The sequence below is a fragment of the Bacteroides rodentium JCM 16496 genome (genome assembly GCF_000614125.1).
Classification (GTDB): Bacteria; Bacteroidota; Bacteroidia; order Bacteroidales; family Bacteroidaceae; genus Bacteroides; species Bacteroides rodentium.
Window position 1 is genome coordinate 69,192 of the sequence record NZ_BAKJ01000013.1, and the last position, 20,350, is coordinate 89,541.

Sequence of the window (20,350 nt, forward strand, 5' to 3'; positions counted from 1 at the left end):
AAGTGGGGTGCTTTAAACTCCCCACTTTGTCATTGGTTAATTGGAATCTCAACTTCAATCGGTGTCTGAATTATTGTTTCAATCTTGTTCTTTACATCTATATACATGTCAACATTCTCTATTGGTGTATCTAAAGATACTATAAGAGAATACCTAAGCTTGTTATTATACTTTTTCAGGTTTGTTCGTGTTTTCCACCAGCCACCAATAGGGTACACTGCTATTAAATTACATGTTGCTAATTGTGCAGCCGTAAGCCTTAATTCATCAGAATGGATAGAACCTTTATTTCTATTATCTGCTCCAATTGTCCAACGAGCAGAATCGTTTTTTCCTCGTTCTTCATTTTCTTCTGCTTCGATAGCTTTGTTGATTCTTAACTGAAATGCTCGACGATCTTCATTTTCGTTATTAACATCAAATCTTAAGCCACATGATGCGTATCTATATTTGTCTTTCCAACCGATTTCTCCTGGTGCAGGTTCTATAAAATAGGATAAAGTGACTCTCATGGACACTTCAATTTCTGCTAATTGCTCTAAAATCTCTTTGGGCCATGGAAATTCAAAGAAATGCATTTCGTTGATTTTTACTGCACTGTTGCCTCTTTCCTTGATAAAAGGCTGTATAGTTTCCTGAGCAATGTATGTCACCCCGTTCCCATAACTATTTAACGCTCTGTCTTCGCACGGTACTCCGTATCCGCAAAAACGCAGTCTTCGCTCCATTTCTGTTCTATTCCGCACAGGGAATTGTTCCTCCATACATTGTGTCCACTTAGCAGAATGGACAATAAGCCCTCTGATACTTTCAGCCCATAAATTGGGGTATTTGTTTTGCAGTTTTCCCGCAAATTTTGAGGCAAGTGCAGTAGCGGCACTAGTAGCATTTATTACATCAAAATAACCGTTTACCTGATAGTTGTTATTTGTAGTGAGCAATTGTAACTCTTCATCCGCAGAAAATGGAAATTGAGCATCTCCAGTTATGGCTAAATTACCTCCTTCAAACATTACTTCTGGTTTAATCAATGAAGATTTCTTCCATAGTAACGAAGTGCGTGAAAAGGGACTGATTCCACCGCTTGGCGCAACTCGCTCATAACCTCGTAATTTAGGACTATTATTAGCAATGATAGATGTATATGCGCCAATAGTCATACAATTCCATGCTTGCGCAGGATTTTGAATTGGACGCAAACTATTTCCCGTTGGATATTGTTCTACAATACCACGATCTTGTTCATTTACGCGGCCAATATTTCCTGCAGAAACCAAAAATAATTTGCCATTATCACCACCATTATATGATATTGTGTCTATAGCTCCAGACCATGAAGATGGTTTCCCATGCTCACAATCTTCCGCTGTAATGGCCATACAATAACAAATATTTTTTCGTGGAAATATAACATCAGAAACTAAAATTGCTTGTTCCGTTAAATAGCCCCAAGATTCTTTGGAATTGGCATTATTATGCGGTAATAATTTTACAGAAGAAATAAGGTTGTCAATAACAATAGGATTATTGTTCGCAATACAATGATTTAAATCTCCATATATCGTAATACCACACATATTCGTTCCATGACCATTCCGGTCCGAATTACCTTCACCTACTACGGTTGCGCAATTCTCATCTGGCACAATATCTGTAATAAGAGGATGCCCATTATTCAATCCTGTATCCAGGATACATACAACAGAATTACTATTAGAATTTGTTATTACTCTATTGCGAACATCCTCAATCCATTCCTGTTGCTCGCTTCTATATTCATTAAGAAGAAAACTTGCCAGCGTTTTTACGCCCCTAAATTCAGCTATTTGATCAGAACTTTGTAATAGACTTGTAAGTGATTCTTTATTAGCATAAACAAGGATGACGGACCTTTCTGGAAAAGTTAAGATTGAGTCTGTTTTATAGCGTATTTGTAAGGTGTTTAATGTATCTATAAATGTCTGGTGTTGATCTTCCAATGAGACGGATTCATTTATGCGTATCCAGACCTCATACCAATCGTTTTGTTCTGCTGGTAAGTTGCATGTGTCGTCTGTCCATAAGGACCTTAATAGGGCAATGTTTACGGATTCAATACTTCTGAAAAGCTTGTCATTTCTGGGCTTTCCTGATGGAGTATCTTCAGAGGCATACTTTTGTAGCTTATTTATAAATTCCCTCTCTTTTCCATGGGGCACAAAAACTGTAGCAAATGTTTGGTTATCAGAATCATTAATAGGAATATTTCTTATATTCAAGAGTCTAATTCCCATCTTTTGATCTTCCAACTTTTAGTTATTAAATCATTTGCAGGAGCTCCCGCAAATTCTAAATATGTGCCAGTTCTTGCAGGCAAGGAAACTGCTAACATTTCTCCCTGAATTCTCTCATTTTCAACACGAGCCATTTCAAAAAGTTGTTGAAGACGAGCTGCATGTTCGGTCCTGTTTCTAACGGGAATACATGAGTTGTCTCCACCGGCATTCCTTGGAGAATAACTCATAGCCACCTTTATTTGTTCTGGCGTTACTAGATGTTCGTATCTTTCCATTATTCACATTCTATTTGATATGCAGATTTTCTTTCCTTAATGGTCTTAATAACTAAATTAAAGTTTATAGGAATATCATATATAATAGATGCCTTTACAACATCTAAACACGCTTGATTTATTTCTGCATGACTTAAAGATTCTAGTTCTGGCAACAACGCTTTAATTTCATCATTGCCCAGATTCCCATTTAAACGGTTTTTTAACAATTGTATTTTCTCTTTATCTGATGGTAATTTATAATGAACTACATCATCAAAGCGTCTAAATAGAGCTTGATCCAAAAGTTCCAAATTATTTGTTGCTGCAATAATTAGACTATCAGAATGGTCACGTTCTATAAATTGTAAAAAAGAGTTCAGTACACGACGCATTTCTCCTACTTCATTATCTTTACCACGTTGCCCACCTATTGCATCAAATTCGTCAAAAAGGTATACGGCGGGAACATCTTCGATGAAATCAAATATTTGTCTAAGCTTTGCACTTGTTTCTCCCATATATTTTGTGACAATTTTATCCATAAGGACAACATATATAGGCATTTTTAGTTCATTCGCAATGATTGATGCAGTCATGGTTTTTCCTGTCCCAGGGTGTCCGGAAAGCAGAATTTTGCGTCTGTTTTCAAGGCCATGCTTAAACAGTTTTTCTTTAGATGTGAATTCATTGATAATTCGTTCTATTCGACCTTTTATTTGCGGAGCAACAACCAAATCGGACAAACGCTCTTGAGGATATATTTCTAAGAACAAACTTTGTAGATTGGGGTCTATGCTTTTTAGCTTGGGTTTACTTGATTTTGAAGTATCTATGATTTTACGAATATCATTTGCAAGATTAGTATGCCCCAACCTTGCTTCATGTGCCGCAATTTGCAATGCGATAGTATTAAATTTCTCGTTATTATCTTCAAAATGACTTTTTACAAGCATTTTCAATTGTGTCGCAGTTGCCATATTATTGCTTATTGATATGATTCATTTTTTCAACATCTTCTCTTGGAGACAGAAGTTCATCAATCTCCACTTCTAATATAGAAGCTATTTTATAAAGGGTTTCAATACTTGGCTGAGTCCTATTGTGAACATAAGAATTTACCATATTAAAACTTTTACCCAATTGTTCAGCCAACCATTTTTGTTTTATCCCTTTCTTGTCTAAAACCAATTTTATTCGATTCACTTCAGTATAACTTGGTATTAATATCTCATTTTACTTGGCAAATATACAAAAGATTTTTGAGAGTATTATCATCTAATGATAAAATTCTATCGCTTATTAACCTTTTTATCAACATTGTACAGTGTCATCATAAAAAAGAACAGAAGGAACTTGTGAGCATCTGGATTAAATTGTACCTTTGCATTTAGGATGCAGCGTTCTTATGATGTAATGCAGAACAAGACAGAATACAGAGCTTCGCTCGTTTCTAAATCGTTACCTATCGAGAAACGAATTTCTGCAAACTGTTCATTTTCAAACACAAAGGCAAGTCAAAGTGTCTCGAAGTATGAAAGCAAATCCGTTTATTGATTCCACAAAGTATAGCTATATCCTTTAGATATTTGTTGATGTCCGCAGGGTCTTGAATAGGGAGTAGTTTCTCTCCACCCTTGTACTTATCCAATATCAGTTTGGCGATAGGGAGTAGGGGGATGCGTGATAGAACTCCTGTTTTAACTCTACGCTTCTTAATCCATATTCTGCCTGTACTGTCTTTCTCAAAGTGCTCTGGTGTCAAGGTCTTAATGTCAATGTAACTAAGCCCAGTGAAGCACCCAAAGAGGAACATATCTTTAGCACGCTCCAATCGTGGCAGAGGAGTATCAAAGTTAATAATCTTCCTCAATTCTTCTTCATCCAAGAAATCCACTTCTACGGGTTCACGTTCTACTTTATAAGCATTTACAGGATTGTAGGATATATAAGAGTTGGTGACAGCTAAATTTAGTAACTTCTTTAAGAACTTTAAATGCTTGGTGCAGGAGTTTTGTCCCATCTTCTTCTCTCCTAAAAGGTAAGCATGGAATCCTTGAATGAAACCTAAGTTTATCTCTCTTAAATATAAGTCCTTACGTTCATATTTCTTCTGAATAAACTCTTTGAATAGTCTGCCTGTATATTCAAACACCCAATAAGTGGCAGGGGCAACAGTTTTACCTACCATGCTTTGCGCTCTGTATTATGTTCATTCAGAACATCCAATAAAGTCTTCTCGTTCAGACTTCCACCTTATCTGTGATAGCTTCTTTTAATAGTTCAGCAGTGATAAGATAACCCTTTTGGAGTAGCTCAATTTCTTTTTGATATATCTTATTCCGTAGTTGAATCAGATAACCGTTGATTAGCTGCGCTTCTTCACTCTTGCCTTTTACAGCTTGCTTCTCTTTGTTCCAGTCAGCAGCAGGTACGTGTTTACCTGTACTAAAGTAGATTCTCTTTCCGTTAGTGGTGATTGAAACCTCAATAGGTGATAGACCTTTTTTGTTTTGCTTACTTTCTCTTAATGAAAAGTAAACCATTGTACAATGTTTCTCCATTTTAAATTAAATGTTATATGGAGTGTATCGCATTGTATTATAGTTGATTATGCCAATTCTTGCAGCCGTTTTTTAAGAATGGCAAATTCGGCTGCAAATCGGCTGCAAAAGTAACCTGTTTATGGCTTGATTTGAGGGGTAATTGGCTACTCTTTACATGAGTTGTTTGGACTTAAATAAAGCAGGATTTATCTTGTTATCTCCTTACTGATTCACCATTCATTCACTCCAAATAATGAGTGATGCAAGGTGCTTCAATCTGTTATCTAAGTCAAGTTACCACAAATAAAAAACTCCTGCAACCATAAGGATTACAGGAGTTTATCTGTATTAAGTAACTTAAATTACTTGCTCAAAGCCTGAGCCACGTCTACCGCACAAGCCACTGTACATCCTACCATCGGGTTGTTACCGATACCCAGGAAGCCCATCATTTCCACGTGAGCAGGAACTGATGAAGAACCAGCGAACTGAGCGTCTGAGTGCATACGACCCATTGTGTCTGTCATACCGTAAGAAGCCGGTCCGGCAGCCATGTTGTCCGGGTGCAGAGTACGACCAGTACCACCACCGGATGCTACTGAGAAGTACGGCTTACCGGCCAATACGCGTTCTTTCTTGTAAGTACCGGCAACCGGGTGTTGGAAACGGGTCGGGTTGGTAGAGTTACCTGTGATAGATACATCTACGCCTTCTTTCCACATGATGGCTACACCTTCGCGAACGTCGTCAGCACCGTAGCATTTTACTTTGGCACGAGGACCGTCGCTGTATGCGATTTCACGAACTACTTTCAGCTCACCTGTGTAGTAGTCGAATTGAGTCTGAACGTATGTAAAGCCGTTGATACGAGAGATAATCTGTGCAGCGTCCTTGCCAAGACCGTTCAGGATACAACGCAGAGGCTCTTTACGTACTTTGTCTGCTTTAGCGGCAATTTTGATAGCGCCTTCGGCAGCAGCGAATGACTCGTGACCTGCCAGGAAAGCGAAGCACTTAGTCTCCTCGCGCAGCAACATAGCTGCCAGGTTACCATGACCGATACCAACCTTACGGTCGTCGGCTACAGAACCCGGGATACAGAATGCCTGCAGACCGATACCGATAGCTTCGGCAGCTTCGGCAGCGTTCTTGCAGCCCTTCTTGATAGCGATGGCGCAACCTACAACGTAGGCCCACTTTGCATTTTCAAAACAGATAGGCTGAGTTTCTTCGCACGTCATATAAGGATCAAGTCCATGAGCTTCGCAGATAGCGTTAGCCTCTTCGATGTCTTTGATGCCGTTTTCGTTCAGAGCAGCGATAATCTGCTTGATACGACGGTCTTGACTTTCAAATTTCACTTCTCTAATCATATTCTTTTCCTCCTTATATTATTCGTGACGTGGGTCAATGTGTTTAACTGCTCCTTGTTCTGCTGTTACGCGTCCGTAAGTACCGGTAACTTTCTTCAAAGCTTCGTTTGCGTCAGTTCCCTTCTTGATTTCATCCATGAACTTGCCCAGGTGAACAAACTCGTATCCGCAAATTTGGTCGTCCTTGTCCAGGAATACATTCTTGATGTAACCTTCGGCCATTTCCAGGTAACGAGGACCTTTAGCCAAAGTACCGTACAGTGTACCTACCTGGCTGCGCAGACCTTTACCCAAGTCTTCCAGACCGGCACCGATAATCAAACCGCCTTCAGAGAAAGCAGACTGAGTACGACCGTAAACGATTTGCAGGAAGAGTTCGCGCATAGCTGTGTTGATAGCGTCGCAAACGAGGTCAGTGTTCAATGCTTCAAGGATAGTCTTTCCCGGGAGGATTTCTGATGCCATAGCAGCAGAGTGAGTCATACCGGAGCAACCGATAGTCTCGACCAAAGCTTCCTGGATAACGCCTTCCTTTACATTGAGGGTTAATTTACATGCACCTTGCTGAGGAGCACACCAGCCAATACCGTGTGTCAGACCAGAGATGTCAACAATTTCTTTAGCTTTTACCCATTTACCTTCTTCGGGAATAGGAGCCGGTCCGTGGTTAGGACCTTTCTTCACAACACACATGTGTTCCACTTCGTGTGAATAAGTCATAATTAGCTCTTTTTTTAAGTGATATAATTAAAAAAAACGTAGTCTACTTTTATAAGTCGGGCGCAAAGTTAGTTGTTTTCCCCGTTTCTGCCAACTGTTCAATTTGACTTTTTTATTAAAAAGAAGTAATAAGAAGTTGAATTTCTGCGGAATGCAAAGTGGAGTTTGCAGTTAGTCTGTTTCTTTTATATTCAGTGTAGCTCCGGAATGTGTCCTGACAGTATTTTCAACTTCTTCCAAAGGGATTGCTTCAAGGATGTAGGGAGGTGTGAACGAGTTTTCTGTTCCTTTGTCAACAGTAGAGTTATGGAAACTGCATCCGTCAAAACGTATTTGCCCGCTTTCGTCATATACTTTATGAGGTTTCTTTATGTTGGTGAAGACAGATTTCTCTACATATACATCGGCTTCATAACCCACTCCTATGCAACCGCTGGTGGCAGTACTGCTGTATAGGCAGTTGGCTATATGCACTTTCCCGAATCGTACGCGCGGCATTCGGTCGCGGCATCCTTCATCCCACCAGCAGTATTGAAAGGTGGTGTTCAGGCGTTCCCGGTCTTGGGTATGGCTGTCACTGTTTCCCCATAAATTGGAGAAACGGTGGTCGTTGCTACCGCCTGAACCTCCGGCCATCGGTTCGATGAGGTATCGGAAGCGGCACCAGGTGACGGCTATGTGGTCTGATGCGTTTTTACAGTCGAAGTTGCCGTCTACCCCATCTTGGAAGTCGCAATGGTCTACCCATATATTTGTGGTACCGTCAATGCAGAGGTTGTCACGTCCGTCCGTATCATAAGCTCCTGCGCTTTTGAAGGTAAGATTGCGCAATATCAGATTGTCGGAACCCGATTTGAAATAAAGGATTCCTGAAGTATCTTTAGTACGGTTGGGGTTTGTCAGTATGGAGCCTGGAAGTCCCAACAATGTTTTGTTGCTGGCTTGCACGGATATTACATTGTCCACCTTGATGGTGCCTTTTATATATACGGTGAGTTTTTCCGGTTTCTTCAACGCATTGGCCAGTTCGGTTGCACTGGTCACGGTTATATGCTTCCCCCCTTCTCCGCCGGTGGGAGTGATGCCGGTGGTGGCAAATCCAACGGGTTGTCCGGATAAGTCCGTAGCCTCATCGCTTTTTTCTTCCGTAGGCTGTTCGGGAGCTTTTTCCGGTGTTTCTTCTTCGGGTTGTTGTGCCAGTGACGGGTGGGACGAACAACTGCATAGCAATAGTATGAATAAATAGACAAGATTTCTTTTCATGGATGTTTTTCAGATTTTATTGTTTCTTGTTGGCAAAGGTAGTGGGCTTTTGGCAAGTCGTTGTAGATATTCTGATTTTCGATGTGTAACTATTGACTTTAAGCAGCGGTGCTGTATTGGGGGGTGAAAGGGTGTGTATTCGGGAGGTATGTACTTTGTCCGTGTCTTCTCCGTACTTCTCCTACTTGCTCCGTACCTATAGACTACGGAGCAAGTACGGAGAAGGTACGGAGAAGACACGGAGGGCATGGAATTGATATGGAGGTGAGTTTTTCTTGGCCTGATTTCGAACTATTCGGCCTTTCTATGTGTAATTATTCATTCAAACCCTTAACTTTGCGGCATAAATAGATAAATATACAAATTATGATAGAAGTGACAGATGCGGCACTGCGACAGGCTGCCGACGAAGGGATGGATGCATTTATCGGCGTATTTACCGATGTTTATAAGAAAGTAATTGATGAAGAACTTACCGCCAAAACGATGCCCCTGCTCTCCGGCGAGCAGCATTCTTTGTTGGCCTATCAGATATTCCGTGATGAAGTGATGGAAGGGGGCTTCTGCCAACTGATTCAAAATGGTTATGGCGGTTATATTTTCGACAATCCGTTTGCCAAAGTGATGCGTTTGTGGGGAGTGGGCGATTTGAGTAAGTTGGTTTATGCTGCCAAGAAAATATACGATAGCCATCGTGACGACTTGGAACGTGAACGCACAGACGAGGAGTTTATGGCAATGTACGAGCAATATGAGGCTTTCGATGAACTGGAAGATGAATTTTTGGAAAAGGAGGAGGAATATACAGCTTTGGTTGCCGGCTATGTGGATGAACATTTGGAGCTGTTTGCCAAGATTGTGTAGTGTGGATTAACTGATATAAATGTTAAATATCACTGTGACATGCAGTATTTAGATTAATCTTTCATTTAATCTTAAAAACAATGAAAAAACGAGGAGAGTATTATATTACTCAATTCTTTTATCTAAATTTGCAAACTCTAATATTTATAGGAAAGATGAAACAATTAAAATTCTTGATGGTTGCCTTGACATTGTTGATGGGCATTTCGTTTACTTCGTGTCTGAATTCAGATGATGGAGAGTATGATGACATTTATGGTATGGTTTTAGTGAATAACTATATGGGATTCCTCTCTTTTGAAGATGCTGCAGGTAACACTTATCAACCGACACCTGCCTCTGTTAATCAATTTGAGGCAAATTACAGTTTGAAGATTTCTGATTCTCGAATGGGAATCATATTAGGAAAGAGCATAGAACCTGAGACAAATGAAAAATCTAAAACTATCAACTTCACTTTGAAGAATTTTCAGCCTATTTCTTTTGCAAACGCTGTTGTTTCAATGACAGCAGAAAGTTTGGTTGTTGATGCACCGGAAACAGCACCGGTGATAACTTTGAAATTGGAAAATGGATCAGTTCAGCCATTTTTATATAATAAGGATATACTCGTAACTCCTATAGCTTGGAGATTACAAAATGACAACGATAAGTTTAAGATGCATAAATTAGCTTTGGCTTGTGTGCTGGACGAAATTAAAGCTGGGGCTAAAGACCTTGTTTTCTATCTGCGTCATGATAAAGGTGCTGATGATAAAACGGATGTTTATTATTCTAATTGGTATGGGTATGATATAAAAAATGCTTTAGAAAAATTTAAAGAAAAAGCAGGAAATCTTCCTACTCAGTTAGTTATTAAGTCTCATGAAAGTGGTAATAACAACAATACAGAAATACCGGAAAATTATACGGAATATACTATAGAATACAAGATTGCATCTACTAATCAATAAATTGATATTGAATTACAAAGATTTATTTCATATAGCAATACTACTGATTTCCTCTCCGGCTCGTGCCTGGGAGGAAATTAGTTTAGAGGATAGACGAAAAGTATTTACTACTTTTGTCTATCCTATGATTGGTTTATGCGGGTTGTCCGTTTTCATCGGCTCTTTGATGAAGATGGGATGGGATGGGCCGCAAAGCTTTCAATATGCCATGACACAATGCTGTGCGGTGGCTGTATCCTTGTTTGGAGGATATTTTTTGGCAGCCTATCTCATCAATGGGTTGCGTGTCCGCATGTTTATGCTGGACAGTGATATTCCTTTGGCGCAACAGTTTGCAGGTTATGCACTGGTAGTGGTGTTCATGTTGCGGATTGTTATCGGCATATTGCCTGATTTCGGCATTATGGCTCTGTTGCTCCAATTCTATATCGTGTATGTGGTGTGGGAAGGAAGCAAAAAGGTGATGCAGATAGCGGAAAAAGACCGTTTGCGTTTCACCATTCTTTCTTCTATTTTGTTAATAGCTTGTCCGGTGGCCATCGAATGGATATTCAATAAGCTGACGGTAGTGCTAAACTGATAAATGTTATGAAACAAGCTCCTGTAAATATAAAGAATAAGCGTGCTACGTTCGATTACGAACTGACGGACACCTATACGGCTGGCATTGTGCTTACGGGCACGGAAATCAAGTCCATCCGGTTGGGAAAAGCAAGCTTAGTCGATACGTTCTGTTACTTTGCCAACGGCGAATTGTGGGTGAAGAACATGCATGTGGCCGAATACTTCTATGGTTCGTACAACAATCACAATGCACGCAGGGAGCGCAAGCTTTTGTTGAATAAGAAGGAACTTGAAAAACTGATGCGCGGCACGAAAGATCCGGGTTTCACCATTGTTCCCGTGCGCTTGTTTATTAATGAAAAAGGGCTGGCCAAACTTGTGGTGGCACTTGCCAAAGGTAAGAAGCAATATGATAAGCGCGAATCGCTGAAGGAAAAAGATGACAAACGCGATATGGCGCGTATGTTTAAAAGATAATATGAGTAAACTTGGTAGTTTGGTGCGTGAGCGCATCCTTATTCTGGATGGTGCAATGGGCACCATGATACAGCAATACAACTTGACAGAGGAAGATTTTCGGGGTGAACGCTTCTCGCAGATTCCCGGACAGATGAAAGGTAACAATGACCTGCTTTGTCTGACACGCCCCGATGTGATACAAGACATTCACCGCAAGTATCTGGTGGCAGGTGCGGATATTATCGAAACAAATACATTCAGTTCCACCCGCGTCAGTATGGCCGATTATCATGTGCAGGACTATGTGCGTGAGATGAATCTTGCCGCAGTGCGCCTGGCACGCGAAGTGGCGGATGAGTTTACTTCTCTTACTCCCGACAAACCCCGTTTTGTGGCAGGCTCCGTAGGACCGACGAACAAGACCTGCTCCATGAGTCCCGATGTGAACAATCCGGCCTTTCGTGCCTTGAGCTACGATGAACTGGCCGATGCCTACCGTGAGCAGATGGAAGCATTGCTTGAAGGTGGTGTGGATGCTTTGCTGATAGAAACCATTTTTGATACGCTGAATGCCAAGGCTGCTATTTTTGCTGCCGGGCAGGCGATGGAAACTGCAGGAGTTCATGTACCCTTGATGCTCTCTGTGACTGTTTCTGATATTGGAGGGCGTACTCTGTCGGGACAAACTTTGGATGCTTTTCTCGCCTCCGTGCAGCATGCCGATATTTTTTCCGTTGGGCTGAACTGCTCCTTTGGCGCCCGCCAGCTGAAACCTTTCCTGGAGCAGCTTGCTGCCCGTGCACCTTATTATATCAGCGCTTATCCCAACGCCGGACTGCCCAACAGCCTGGGCACATACGACCAGACCCCTGCCGATATGGCACATGAAGTAAAAGAGTATATCCATGAGGGATTGGTGAATATTATCGGTGGCTGTTGCGGAACGACAGATGCTACATTGCCGAGTACTCCTCGCTGATTGCCGGTGCAACGCCCCATCAGCCGGCTCCCAGACCGGAAAATCTTTGGCTCTCCGGGCTTGAACTTCTGGAAGTGAAGCCGGAAAATAACTTCGTGAATGTGGGTGAACGCTGCAATGTTGCGGGTTCGCGCAAATTCTTGCGTCTGATTAATGAAAAGAAATATGACGAGGCGCTCAGCATTGCCCGCCAGCAGGTGGAGGACGGTGCGCAGGTCATCGATATAAATATGGACGACGGACTGCTGGATGCTCAAGCGGAGATGACGACTTTCCTCCATCTGATAGCTTCGGAACCGGAGATTGCCCGTGTTCCCGTCATGATAGACTCCTCTAAGTGGGAAGTGATTGTGGCCGGATTGAAATGCCTGCAAGGCAAGTCCATCGTCAACTCCATCTCCTTGAAGGAGGGGGAAGATAAATTCCTGGAGCATGCGCGTATCATCAAGCAATATGGTGCGGCAGCCGTGGTGATGGCTTTTGATGAAAAAGGGCAGGCAGACACGTACGAACGTAAGATTGAGGTCTGCGAACGGGCATACCGTCTTTTGGTGGACAAGATAGGTTTCAATCCCCATGATATAATTTTCGACCCGAATGTACTTGCCGTGGCAACCGGTATGGACGAGCACAACAATTATGCTGTAGACTTTATCCGTGCCACCGGATGGATACGCAAGAATCTGCGGTGCGCATGTCAGTGGAGGAGTGAGTAACCTTTCCTTCTCTTTCCGCGGCAATAATTACATTCGCGAGGCGATGCATGCCGTATTCCTTTACTATGCCATCCGCGAGGGCATGGATATGGGTATCGTCAATCCGGCTGCCTCCGTTCTTTACACCGATATTCCCGCTGATATATTGGAGCGCATAGAGGATGTGGTCTTGAACCGTCGTCCCGATGCTGCTGAGCGCCTGATAGAAACTGCCGAACGCTTGAAAGCGGAAGCAGAGGCGGCAAAAACTTCTGGAGGAGAGCGGCAGGCTGCCGCCCATTCCCAACTTGCCTGGAGAGAGGGGACTCCTGTGGAAGAGCGGTTGAAGTACGCCTTGACAAAGGGTATCGGCGATTATCTGGAAGAAGACCTTGCCGAAGCGTTGAAGCTGTATCCCAAAGCTGTTTCTATCATTGAAGGTCCGTTGATGGCAGGCATGAATCATGTCGGCGACTTGTTTGGGGCAGGCAAGATGTTCCTGCCGCAAGTAGTGAAGACGGCGCGCACCATGAAGAGGGCGGTTGCCATCCTCCAGCCCGTAATCGAGTCGGAGAAAGAAGAAGGTGCGACTGCTGCCGGGAAGGTACTACTGGCTACGGTGAAAGGTGATGTGCACGACATTGGCAAAAATATAGTCTCGGTAGTAATGGCCTGCAACGGGTACGATATAGTGGACCTTGGCGTCATGGTGCCTGCCGAAACCATTGTACAGCATGCCATAGAGGAAAAGGTAGACATGATAGGATTGAGTGGCTTGATAACCCCTTCGCTGGATGAAATGGTGCATGTAGCCATTGAGCTGGAAAAGGCAGGTCTGGACGTTCCTCTGCTGATAGGTGGTGCCACAACTTCACCGCTTCACACTGCTCTAAAAATTGCTCCGGTCTATCATGCTCCCGTAATCCATCTGAAGGACGCTTCACAGAATGCTACAGTAGCAGCCAAGCTGATGAATCCTAAGACAAAGGAGGAGCTGGAAGAAGAACTGCATGAGAAGTATCGGCAGTTGTGCGAAAAGAGCCGGGGAACACAACTGCAAACAGTTTCTCTGGAAGAAGCGAGAAAGAATAAACTGAAACTGTTTTAGGGATTGGGGATTAGAGATTAAGGATTAGGGATTAAGGATTAACGAATTGCGCATAATATTAGGAATATATACCGCAGGAATGTTAATCCCTTATCCCTAATCCTTAATCCCTATTTTTTATCTTCTTCTTGTATTGCTCGAAGCGTGACGTAATATCCCTTACGAAGTTATAAGTTTCGATGCCACGGAAATAACCGTTTTTGCAGACGGGGTCGGTGAAGTATTCCTCATTGCTTTTTAGCAGAATGAAGTTTTCTACATTATCACGCCAGACATACTTGTTTTTGCCGTATTTTTCGGCCAGTGCCATGGCATCCAGCACATGGCCGATTCCGGAATTATAAGATGCCAGCACAAAGTTGATGCGTTCTTCCTGGGGTATCTTGGAAAAACTTCTGGCTGTGGCGCCTATGTATTTCACGGCAGCTTTATGCTCTCTTCAGGGTTCTGTTCCTTTCCTTCGGGTAACCCCATAGCCCTGGCTGTGGCGGGCATTAGTTGCATCAGTCCCCTGGCACCGGCCCAAGATACGGCAGTGGAGTCGAAGTTGGACTCAGTATACGCCAAAGACGCCAGCAGGCGCCAGTCCCAGTCTATTTCGGGAGCATATTTCTTGAACAAATCATCGTAATGGGAAATTTTTCCTTCGCGCAGGGAGAGGATAGGAGAGTGGGGAATGGCCTTGCCGATTTCAAAATATCGTTTCATACTTGCCGTATAGGCAGGTGAAGTCATATTCTCCTCATGCCATTTGTTGGCGGCGGCTGCCAGTTGCGGACAGTCTTTCCGGACTGCCCACGATGCACGCTGGTCAAAGCTGATGGAGAGTCCGATATTCAGGTTGGGGTAATAGGTGGTATTAAGCTGTGCCACATCATTGTCTGCTACGGTATAGGGTATTTTTCCTTGTGCCACTTGGGTGATGAGGTCTTCTGCACTGATACTGTCGTTGGTCACTTTATGGATGTGGATACCTCCTCCGAGCTCTTCGTCCAGATTGACCAGCCGTTCATAATATTTTCCGGGCTTCACATATACATCTTTCCCGATGAGTTCCGTCACGTCTTTCAGTGGTTTGGTGCGTCCGCCGTTACGTTGCACGATGACTTGGTGTGTGATGACCTCCTCACCGCAATAAATCAGGCTGTCTTTCCATTCTTTAGTGATAGGCAGGTTGTAGGCAATGAGGTCTCCCTTGCCTGCCAATAACTTCTCTATGAGTTCGTGCACATTCCGGGCTACCTCTATTCTCAGCTTTACTCCCAGGCTCTTGGCAAACTGTTCGCTTAGCTCATACTGGAATCCCATGTCCTGGCCACGGTAGATGAAGTAGGAAGTGGAGCTGTACAGTGTCAATACAACCAGTTCTCCGCTATCCTTTATCTGTTGCAGGTCATCTGCTTCTTTATTTTCAGCACGGTGATTTCCCTGGCATCCTGCCATGCAACAAAGCAACAGTAAGACAATTGATAATGGATAATGGAAAATGGAGAATTTATGCTTGGCGAGAGAAAACAGACTGTTCATATTTTATTGATTTAGTGCATTCTTTAATCCTTTATTATCAACTCCCCATTATCAATTTTCCATCAACTCCCCAAGTGCTTCTTGATATACATGGTCAATATATCAATGGCCACCTGGTTGTTTCCTCCTTCCGGCACGATGAGGTCGGCGTATCGCTTGCACGGTTCTATGAATTGCTGGTGCATGGGTTTTAGTATGCGGGTATAACGTTCCATGACGGCTTCGGCGGTACGCCCGCGTTCCACCACGTCACGTTGGATTACACGGATCAGGCGTTCGTCGGGGTCAGCGTCTACAAATATCTTGAGGTCCATCATGCTTCGCAGTTTCTTGTCGCACAAGGCAAGGATACCTTCTATGATGATGACTTCCCGGGGTTCGATATGGATGGTTTCGGGCTGGCGTGTACACGTCAGGTATGAGTAGGTGGGCTGTTCTATGCTTTTTCCTTCGCGCAGCATGGCGACATGTCTGGAAAGAAGGCTCCACTCAAAGGCGTCGGGGTGGTCGAAGTTGATGTTCTGCCGTTCTTCCACGGGCACATGGCTGCTGTCCTTGTAGTAAGAGTCTTGTGGCAATAATACCACTTCACCAGCCGGTAGGCTTTCGATAATTTTACGTACGACGGTGGTCTTTCCCGAGCCGGTTCCACCTGCAATTCCTATTATTAACATCCGTTTAAGTGTATATTTGAAACAAAACCAGTATTTTTGCAGTTGTTAAAACAGCCGCTTAGGCTGACAAATATAGTGATAAATCATTTAAATGGCAAAGTTATGGTAAAGCACATTGTATTATTTAAGTTAAAAGATGAGGCACCGGCTGACGAAAAGTTGGCTGCAATGAACAATTTCAAGGCAGCTATCGAAGCGCTCCCGGCTAAAATATCCGTTATCCGCAAGATTGAAGTCGGATTGAATATCAATCCTGCCGAGGCTTGGAGTATCGCTCTTTACAGTGAGTTCGATACGCTGGATGATGTGAAATACTATGCTGCCCATCCCGACCATGTGGCTGCCGGCAAGCTTATCGCTGCTGTGAAAGAGAGCCGTGCCTGCGTGGACTACGAGATAATTGAAAATTAAAAATAAAAAATTAAATCAGAGAACATGAAGAAATTATTGTTCCCTTTATTTCTGTTGCTTTTCGCTGTGGCAGTGCAGGCACAGATACAGGACCCCGTCAAGTTCAAGTCCGAACTGAAGACTTTGGCTGCCGATGAAGCGGAGGTTGTTTTTACGGCTGCTATTGACAAGGGCTGGCATGTCTATTCCACCGACCTGGGCGATGGCGGTCCTATCTCAGCGACGTTCAATGTGGAGAAAATCTCCGGGGTGGAAGTTGTGGGCAAACTGAAGCCCGTAGGTAAGGAAATTTCTACTTTCGATAAGTTGTTCGAAATGAAGGTACGCTATTTTGAAAATACGGCCCAATTTGTGCAGAAGCTGAAATTGACGGGTGGTGCCTATCAGCTGGAAGGATATCTGGAGTATGGCGCTTGCAACGATGAAAATTGCCTGCCGCCCACGCAAGTGCCTTTCCAATTCTCCGGTAAGGCAGAAGGGGCTGCCAAAGAAGCTGCCGCCGCTGTGGCTGAAACGAAAGCCGAAGAACAGCCCGCAAAGCAGGAGATTGCCGCTGACACGGCTTCTGTGGCTGCCATCGGTGGTGCGGACGGGCCGACAGAAATCAATGTGACGGACAAGGTGGACCTTTGGAAGCCAGTCATTAATGAACTGCAATCTTTGGGCGAAACCACTTCGCAGGAAGATATGTCCTGGATTTATATCTTTATTACCGGATTTGCCGGTGGACTGTTGGCGCTCTTCACCCCTTGTGTATGGCCCATCATCCCGATGACTGTCAGTTTCTTCCTGAAGCGTAGCAGGATAAGAAGAAAGGCATCCGTGATGCATGGACGTATGGTGCTTCCATCGTAGTGATTTATGTGACGCTCGGACTGGCCATTACGCTGATTTTCGGAGCCAGCGCACTGAACGCACTCTCTACGAATGCAGTATTCAATATCCTTTTCTGCTTGATGCTGGTTGTGTTTGCGGCTTCCTTTTTCGGAGCATTCGAAATAACGTTGCCCTCCAAATGGAGTACGGCTGTGGACAGTAAAGCCGAGGCGACAAGTGGTTTGCTCAGCATCTTCCTGATGGCGTTTACCTTGTCGCTGGTATCTTTCTCCTGCACGGGGCCTATTATCGGATTCCTGCTGGTTCAGGTTTCCACGACGGGCAGCGTGGTAGCTCCCGCTATTGGTATGCTGGGCTTTGCCATTGCATTGGCATTGCCTTTCACGCTGTTTGCCTTATTCCCGTCCTGGTTGAAGTCTATGCCCAAATCCGGCGGATGGATGAATATCATCAAGGTGACGCTTGGCTTCCTGGAGCTGGCTTTTGCCTGAAGTTCCTTTCGGTAGCCGATTTAGCTTACGGTTGGCGCATCCTCGACCGTGAAACGTTCCTTGCCTTGTGGATTGTACTTTTTGCGTTGCTTGGTTTCTACTTGCTGGGCAAAATCAAGTTCCCGCACGATGATGACGATACGAAAGTTAGTGTACCCCGTTTCTTTATGGCGTTGGCCTCACTGGCATTTGCGGTGTATATGGTTCCCGGTTTGTGGGGGGCTCCGTTGAAAGCTGTCAGTGCCTTTGCGCCGCCCATGCAGACGCAGGATTTCAATCTTTACAATAATGAGGTGCATGCCAAGTTCGATGATTACGACCTCGGTATGGAGTATGCCCGCCAGCATGGCAAGCCCGTGATGCTCGACTTCACCGGTTACGGTTGCGTGAACTGCCGTAAGATGGAGCTTGCCGTATGGACAAACCCGAAGGTGAGTGACATTATCAACAACGACTATGTGCTTATCACGCTCTACGTCGACAACAAGACGCCGCTTCCTTCTCCCGTGAAGATTGTGGAGAACGGCACGGAGCGTACGCTGCGTACCGTAGGCGACAAGTGGAGTTATCTGCAGCGCGTCAAGTTCGGTGCCAATGCGCAGCCCTTCTATGTGTTGATTGACAACGAAGGCAAGCGCTCAACAAGTCTTACTCCTACGACGAAGATATACCTAAGTATATCGAATTCCTGCAGACCGGACTGGAGAATTATAAGAAAGAGAAATAGATAGAATCGGAAAAAGGATGCTTGTAAAAAGGCATCCTTTTTTCACTAAATCCCCTTTTTGTATGAAACACATTATAGACATTGATGCTTGGGAACGCCGGGATAACTACGGCTTTTTCCGCAGTTTTGTAAATTCCTGGTATTCTGTCACTACAGAGATTGACTGTACGGAAGCCAGTGCTGCAGCCCGGGCTGCAAAGCGCTCCTTTTTCCTTTATTATCTGTATGCCGTGGTGCGTTCGGCCAATGAAGTCGATGAACTCCGTTACCGTACCGACAAGGAAGGCCGGGTTGTTTTTCACGACCGGGTGGACATCATTTCTCCGATAGCCGTTCCTGGGAAAACATTCTATACCGTGCGCATTCCCTATCACGAAGACTTTGAACGTTTCTATGCCGAAGCTTACGCCTTGATAACAAACATACCCGAGGACGGTGACCCGTATGGCGCCGAAAAGATTCTTGCCGGACAAGGCGATTACGATGTGTCCATCTGAGTGCAGTTCCCAAAATGTATTTCACCTCGATAACTTATACACTTGCCGAAGCAGGCAACGGTTGCAGTTATCCGTTGATGACTGCCGGCAAGGCCGTATCCCGCGAAGGTCGTCTGGTATTTCCTCTTTCCATCTATGTGAACCATGCTTTTGTCGACGGTTCTCATCTGGCTTCCTTCTTCGGAAAGGTGGAGGAGCATTTGAAAGAGATTTCACACGAATGAATCACCCCAAATAAATAATCTATGAAACGCTTATAAGGGTGTTTTTTTCATGCTACAAATATATATGATGCCATACATATATGGCAACTTTGAATTGTTTTTTGTATCTAGGTTTCTGTTTTTTAAGTATCATTGAAAAATCGGAAATGTGCAGACAAGATTTGTAGTATTACAGAATTGTTACAGAATTTATCCTTACCTTTGACACTTTAACGGAATAAGCGTATGATAAGGAATATAGCTTCATGCACGAAAGTACTTGTTTTGCCGGTGGTTCTATGGGTTGTTTCGTCTTTTTCCCTGCGGGCGCAGGAGAAGGATTTTGCTACTTGGGCAAATGCCGGTTTCGAATATAAGTTGAAACCGGCATTTACTGTTTCCGGTGCTTTGGAGTGGCGTACGAAAGATGATTTTGGGAAAACAGACCGATGGGGACTGAAGGTGGGAGGAAGCTACAAGCCGCTGTCCTTCTTGAAGCTCGGGGCAGGATATGAGACACATTATCGCAACCGGGGGACGGATGGCTGGAAGTTCCGGCATCGCTACCGTGTAGACGGAACCTTGTCTGCCTGTGTACAAAGGGTGAAATTGTCCTTACGTGAGCGCTTTCAGCATACGTTCGATGGACATACGGACGAGTTGCGCTTGCGTTCACGCGCAAAGGTGGCATATGACATTCCGAAGTGCAAGGTGGAGCCTTATGCATCGGTCGAGATGTATAATGGCTTGAATAGGGCAGAGCATTTCGGAGTAAAGCGGATGCGCTATCGCGGGGGCATTACGTTGCCCTTGTCCGAGCGCTGGGAGGCAGATATCTTCTATTGCAGGCAGTGGGAGAAGGATAAGCGGAAGGATATAGTAGGGGTGGAGTGTGTTTATAGCTTCTGAGAGGGATTAAAGCCGTTTTC

The 20,350-nt window shown here is 44.0% G+C and carries 14 protein-coding genes and 6 pseudogenes; 10 read left to right on the forward strand and 10 right to left on the reverse strand.

Annotated elements, in window-relative coordinates; translation table 11 throughout:
• Positions 1-29: 29 nt before the first annotated feature.
• The 8 genes and pseudogenes from JCM16496_RS07975 to JCM16496_RS08005 form a co-directional block, all read right to left on the reverse strand.
• A complete protein-coding gene (locus JCM16496_RS07975; protein ID WP_128809498.1) occupies positions 30-2,288 on the reverse strand; it encodes a S8 family peptidase in 2,259 nt (752 codons plus the stop codon).
• The gene (locus JCM16496_RS21620) at positions 2,255-2,551 is read right to left on the reverse strand and encodes a hypothetical protein (RefSeq protein WP_128809499.1); all 297 of its coding nucleotides are present in this window, start codon (positions 2,549-2,551) and stop codon (positions 2,255-2,257) included. Before JCM16496_RS21620 ends, JCM16496_RS07975 begins: the two co-directional genes overlap by 34 nt.
• On the reverse strand, positions 2,551-3,510 hold the full coding sequence (locus JCM16496_RS07980) for an AAA family ATPase (RefSeq protein WP_025833455.1): 960 nt from the start codon (positions 3,508-3,510) through the stop codon (positions 2,551-2,553). The genes JCM16496_RS21620 and JCM16496_RS07980 overlap by 1 nt, the downstream gene beginning before the upstream one ends.
• A 1-nt stretch (position 3,511) precedes the next feature.
• Positions 3,512-3,736, reverse strand: a complete 225-nt coding sequence (locus tag JCM16496_RS07985) for a helix-turn-helix domain-containing protein (protein ID WP_025833457.1) — start codon at positions 3,734-3,736, stop codon at positions 3,512-3,514.
• A gap of 259 nt (positions 3,737-3,995) precedes the next feature.
• Positions 3,996-5,094, reverse strand: a pseudogene (locus JCM16496_RS07990) (phage integrase SAM-like domain-containing protein).
• Positions 5,095-5,438: 344 nt separating this feature from the next.
• Entirely contained in the window at positions 5,439-6,449 is a 1,011-nt protein-coding gene (locus tag JCM16496_RS07995) for a GGGtGRT protein (RefSeq protein ID WP_025833460.1), read from the reverse strand.
• Between the two features lie 18 nt (positions 6,450-6,467).
• Positions 6,468-7,169: an iron-sulfur cluster assembly scaffold protein gene (locus JCM16496_RS08000; protein WP_005832778.1), complete on the reverse strand. Its 702-nt coding sequence runs from the start codon at positions 7,167-7,169 to the stop codon at positions 6,468-6,470.
• A gap of 171 nt (positions 7,170-7,340) precedes the next feature.
• Positions 7,341-8,432, reverse strand: a complete 1,092-nt coding sequence (locus tag JCM16496_RS08005) for a pectate lyase family protein (RefSeq protein ID WP_025833462.1) — start codon at positions 8,430-8,432, stop codon at positions 7,341-7,343.
• A gap of 366 nt (positions 8,433-8,798) precedes the next feature.
• Between JCM16496_RS08005 and JCM16496_RS08010 the strand changes: the two genes are divergently transcribed.
• The 5 genes and pseudogenes from JCM16496_RS08010 (at position 8,799) to metH (ending at position 14,054) form a co-directional block, all read left to right on the forward strand.
• Positions 8,799-9,296 (forward strand): DMP19 family protein, encoded by a 498-nt coding sequence (locus tag JCM16496_RS08010; protein ID WP_025833465.1) that lies wholly within the window; start codon positions 8,799-8,801, stop codon positions 9,294-9,296.
• 80 nt (positions 9,297-9,376) lie between these two features.
• Positions 9,377-10,249: a hypothetical protein gene (locus JCM16496_RS08015; protein ID WP_025833467.1), complete on the forward strand. Its 873-nt coding sequence runs from the start codon at positions 9,377-9,379 to the stop codon at positions 10,247-10,249.
• 7 nt (positions 10,250-10,256) lie between these two features.
• Positions 10,257-10,829 carry a Yip1 family protein gene (locus tag JCM16496_RS08020; RefSeq protein WP_008665379.1) on the forward strand — a complete coding sequence of 191 codons (573 nt, stop codon included), beginning with the start codon at positions 10,257-10,259 and terminating at the stop codon, positions 10,827-10,829.
• A gap of 8 nt (positions 10,830-10,837) precedes the next feature.
• Positions 10,838-11,290 carry an SsrA-binding protein gene (smpB, locus tag JCM16496_RS08025; RefSeq protein ID WP_005831836.1) on the forward strand — a complete coding sequence of 151 codons (453 nt, stop codon included), beginning with the start codon at positions 10,838-10,840 and terminating at the stop codon, positions 11,288-11,290.
• Position 11,291: 1 nt separating this feature from the next.
• Positions 11,292-14,054: pseudogene (metH, locus tag JCM16496_RS21625) on the forward strand (methionine synthase).
• 103 nt (positions 14,055-14,157) lie between these two features.
• On the opposite strand, the pseudogene JCM16496_RS08045 reads toward metH, so the two are convergent.
• Together JCM16496_RS08045 and udk are read right to left on the reverse strand one after the other, a co-directional pair.
• Positions 14,158-15,497: pseudogene (locus JCM16496_RS08045) on the reverse strand (MltF family protein).
• A 146-nt stretch (positions 15,498-15,643) separates the two neighbouring features.
• Entirely contained in the window at positions 15,644-16,255 is a 612-nt protein-coding gene (gene udk / locus JCM16496_RS08050; protein ID WP_025833479.1) for a uridine kinase, read from the reverse strand.
• Positions 16,256-16,357: 102 nt separating this feature from the next.
• Here udk and JCM16496_RS08055 point away from each other — a divergent pair, with 102 nt between their 5' ends.
• The 5 genes and pseudogenes from JCM16496_RS08055 to JCM16496_RS08070 all read left to right on the forward strand — a co-directional run bounded on the left by JCM16496_RS08055 (position 16,358) and on the right by JCM16496_RS08070 (position 20,330).
• Positions 16,358-16,666: a Dabb family protein gene (locus tag JCM16496_RS08055; protein WP_025833481.1), complete on the forward strand. Its 309-nt coding sequence runs from the start codon at positions 16,358-16,360 to the stop codon at positions 16,664-16,666.
• Positions 16,667-16,690: 24 nt separating this feature from the next.
• Positions 16,691-17,203 (forward strand): annotated as a pseudogene (locus tag JCM16496_RS25245) (protein-disulfide reductase DsbD domain-containing protein); the annotation flags it as partial.
• A gap of 81 nt (positions 17,204-17,284) precedes the next feature.
• Positions 17,285-18,721 (forward strand): annotated as a pseudogene (locus tag JCM16496_RS08060) (protein-disulfide reductase DsbD family protein); the annotation flags it as partial.
• A 62-nt stretch (positions 18,722-18,783) separates the two neighbouring features.
• Positions 18,784-19,442, forward strand: a pseudogene (locus JCM16496_RS08065) (CatA-like O-acetyltransferase).
• 225 nt (positions 19,443-19,667) lie between these two features.
• Positions 19,668-20,330, forward strand: coding sequence for a DUF2490 domain-containing protein (locus tag JCM16496_RS08070; protein WP_025833482.1), 663 nt, complete (start codon positions 19,668-19,670; stop codon positions 20,328-20,330).
• Positions 20,331-20,350: the final 20 nt, after the last annotated feature.

Excerpts from the sequence above, each read along its gene's own strand:
- smpB (WP_005831836.1), top strand. The coding sequence starts at position 10,838 with ATGAAACAAGCTCCTGTAAATATAAAGAATAAGCGTGCTACGTTCGAT.
- JCM16496_RS07980 (WP_025833455.1), bottom strand. The coding sequence starts at position 3,510 with ATGGCAACTGCGACACAATTGAAAATGCTTGTAAAAAGTCATTTTGAA.
- JCM16496_RS08070 (WP_025833482.1), top strand. The coding sequence starts at position 19,668 with ATGATAAGGAATATAGCTTCATGCACGAAAGTACTTGTTTTGCCGGTG.
- udk (WP_025833479.1), bottom strand. The coding sequence starts at position 16,255 with ATGTTAATAATAGGAATTGCAGGTGGAACCGGCTCGGGAAAGACCACC.
- JCM16496_RS08055 (WP_025833481.1), top strand. The coding sequence starts at position 16,358 with ATGGTAAAGCACATTGTATTATTTAAGTTAAAAGATGAGGCACCGGCT.
- JCM16496_RS08015 (WP_025833467.1), top strand. The coding sequence starts at position 9,377 with ATGAAAAAACGAGGAGAGTATTATATTACTCAATTCTTTTATCTAAAT.
- JCM16496_RS08010 (WP_025833465.1), top strand. The coding sequence starts at position 8,799 with ATGATAGAAGTGACAGATGCGGCACTGCGACAGGCTGCCGACGAAGGG.
- JCM16496_RS21620 (WP_128809499.1), bottom strand. The coding sequence starts at position 2,551 with ATGGAAAGATACGAACATCTAGTAACGCCAGAACAAATAAAGGTGGCT.
- JCM16496_RS07995 (WP_025833460.1), bottom strand. The coding sequence starts at position 6,449 with ATGATTAGAGAAGTGAAATTTGAAAGTCAAGACCGTCGTATCAAGCAG.
- JCM16496_RS08000 (WP_005832778.1), bottom strand. The coding sequence starts at position 7,169 with ATGACTTATTCACACGAAGTGGAACACATGTGTGTTGTGAAGAAAGGT.
- JCM16496_RS08005 (WP_025833462.1), bottom strand. The coding sequence starts at position 8,432 with ATGAAAAGAAATCTTGTCTATTTATTCATACTATTGCTATGCAGTTGT.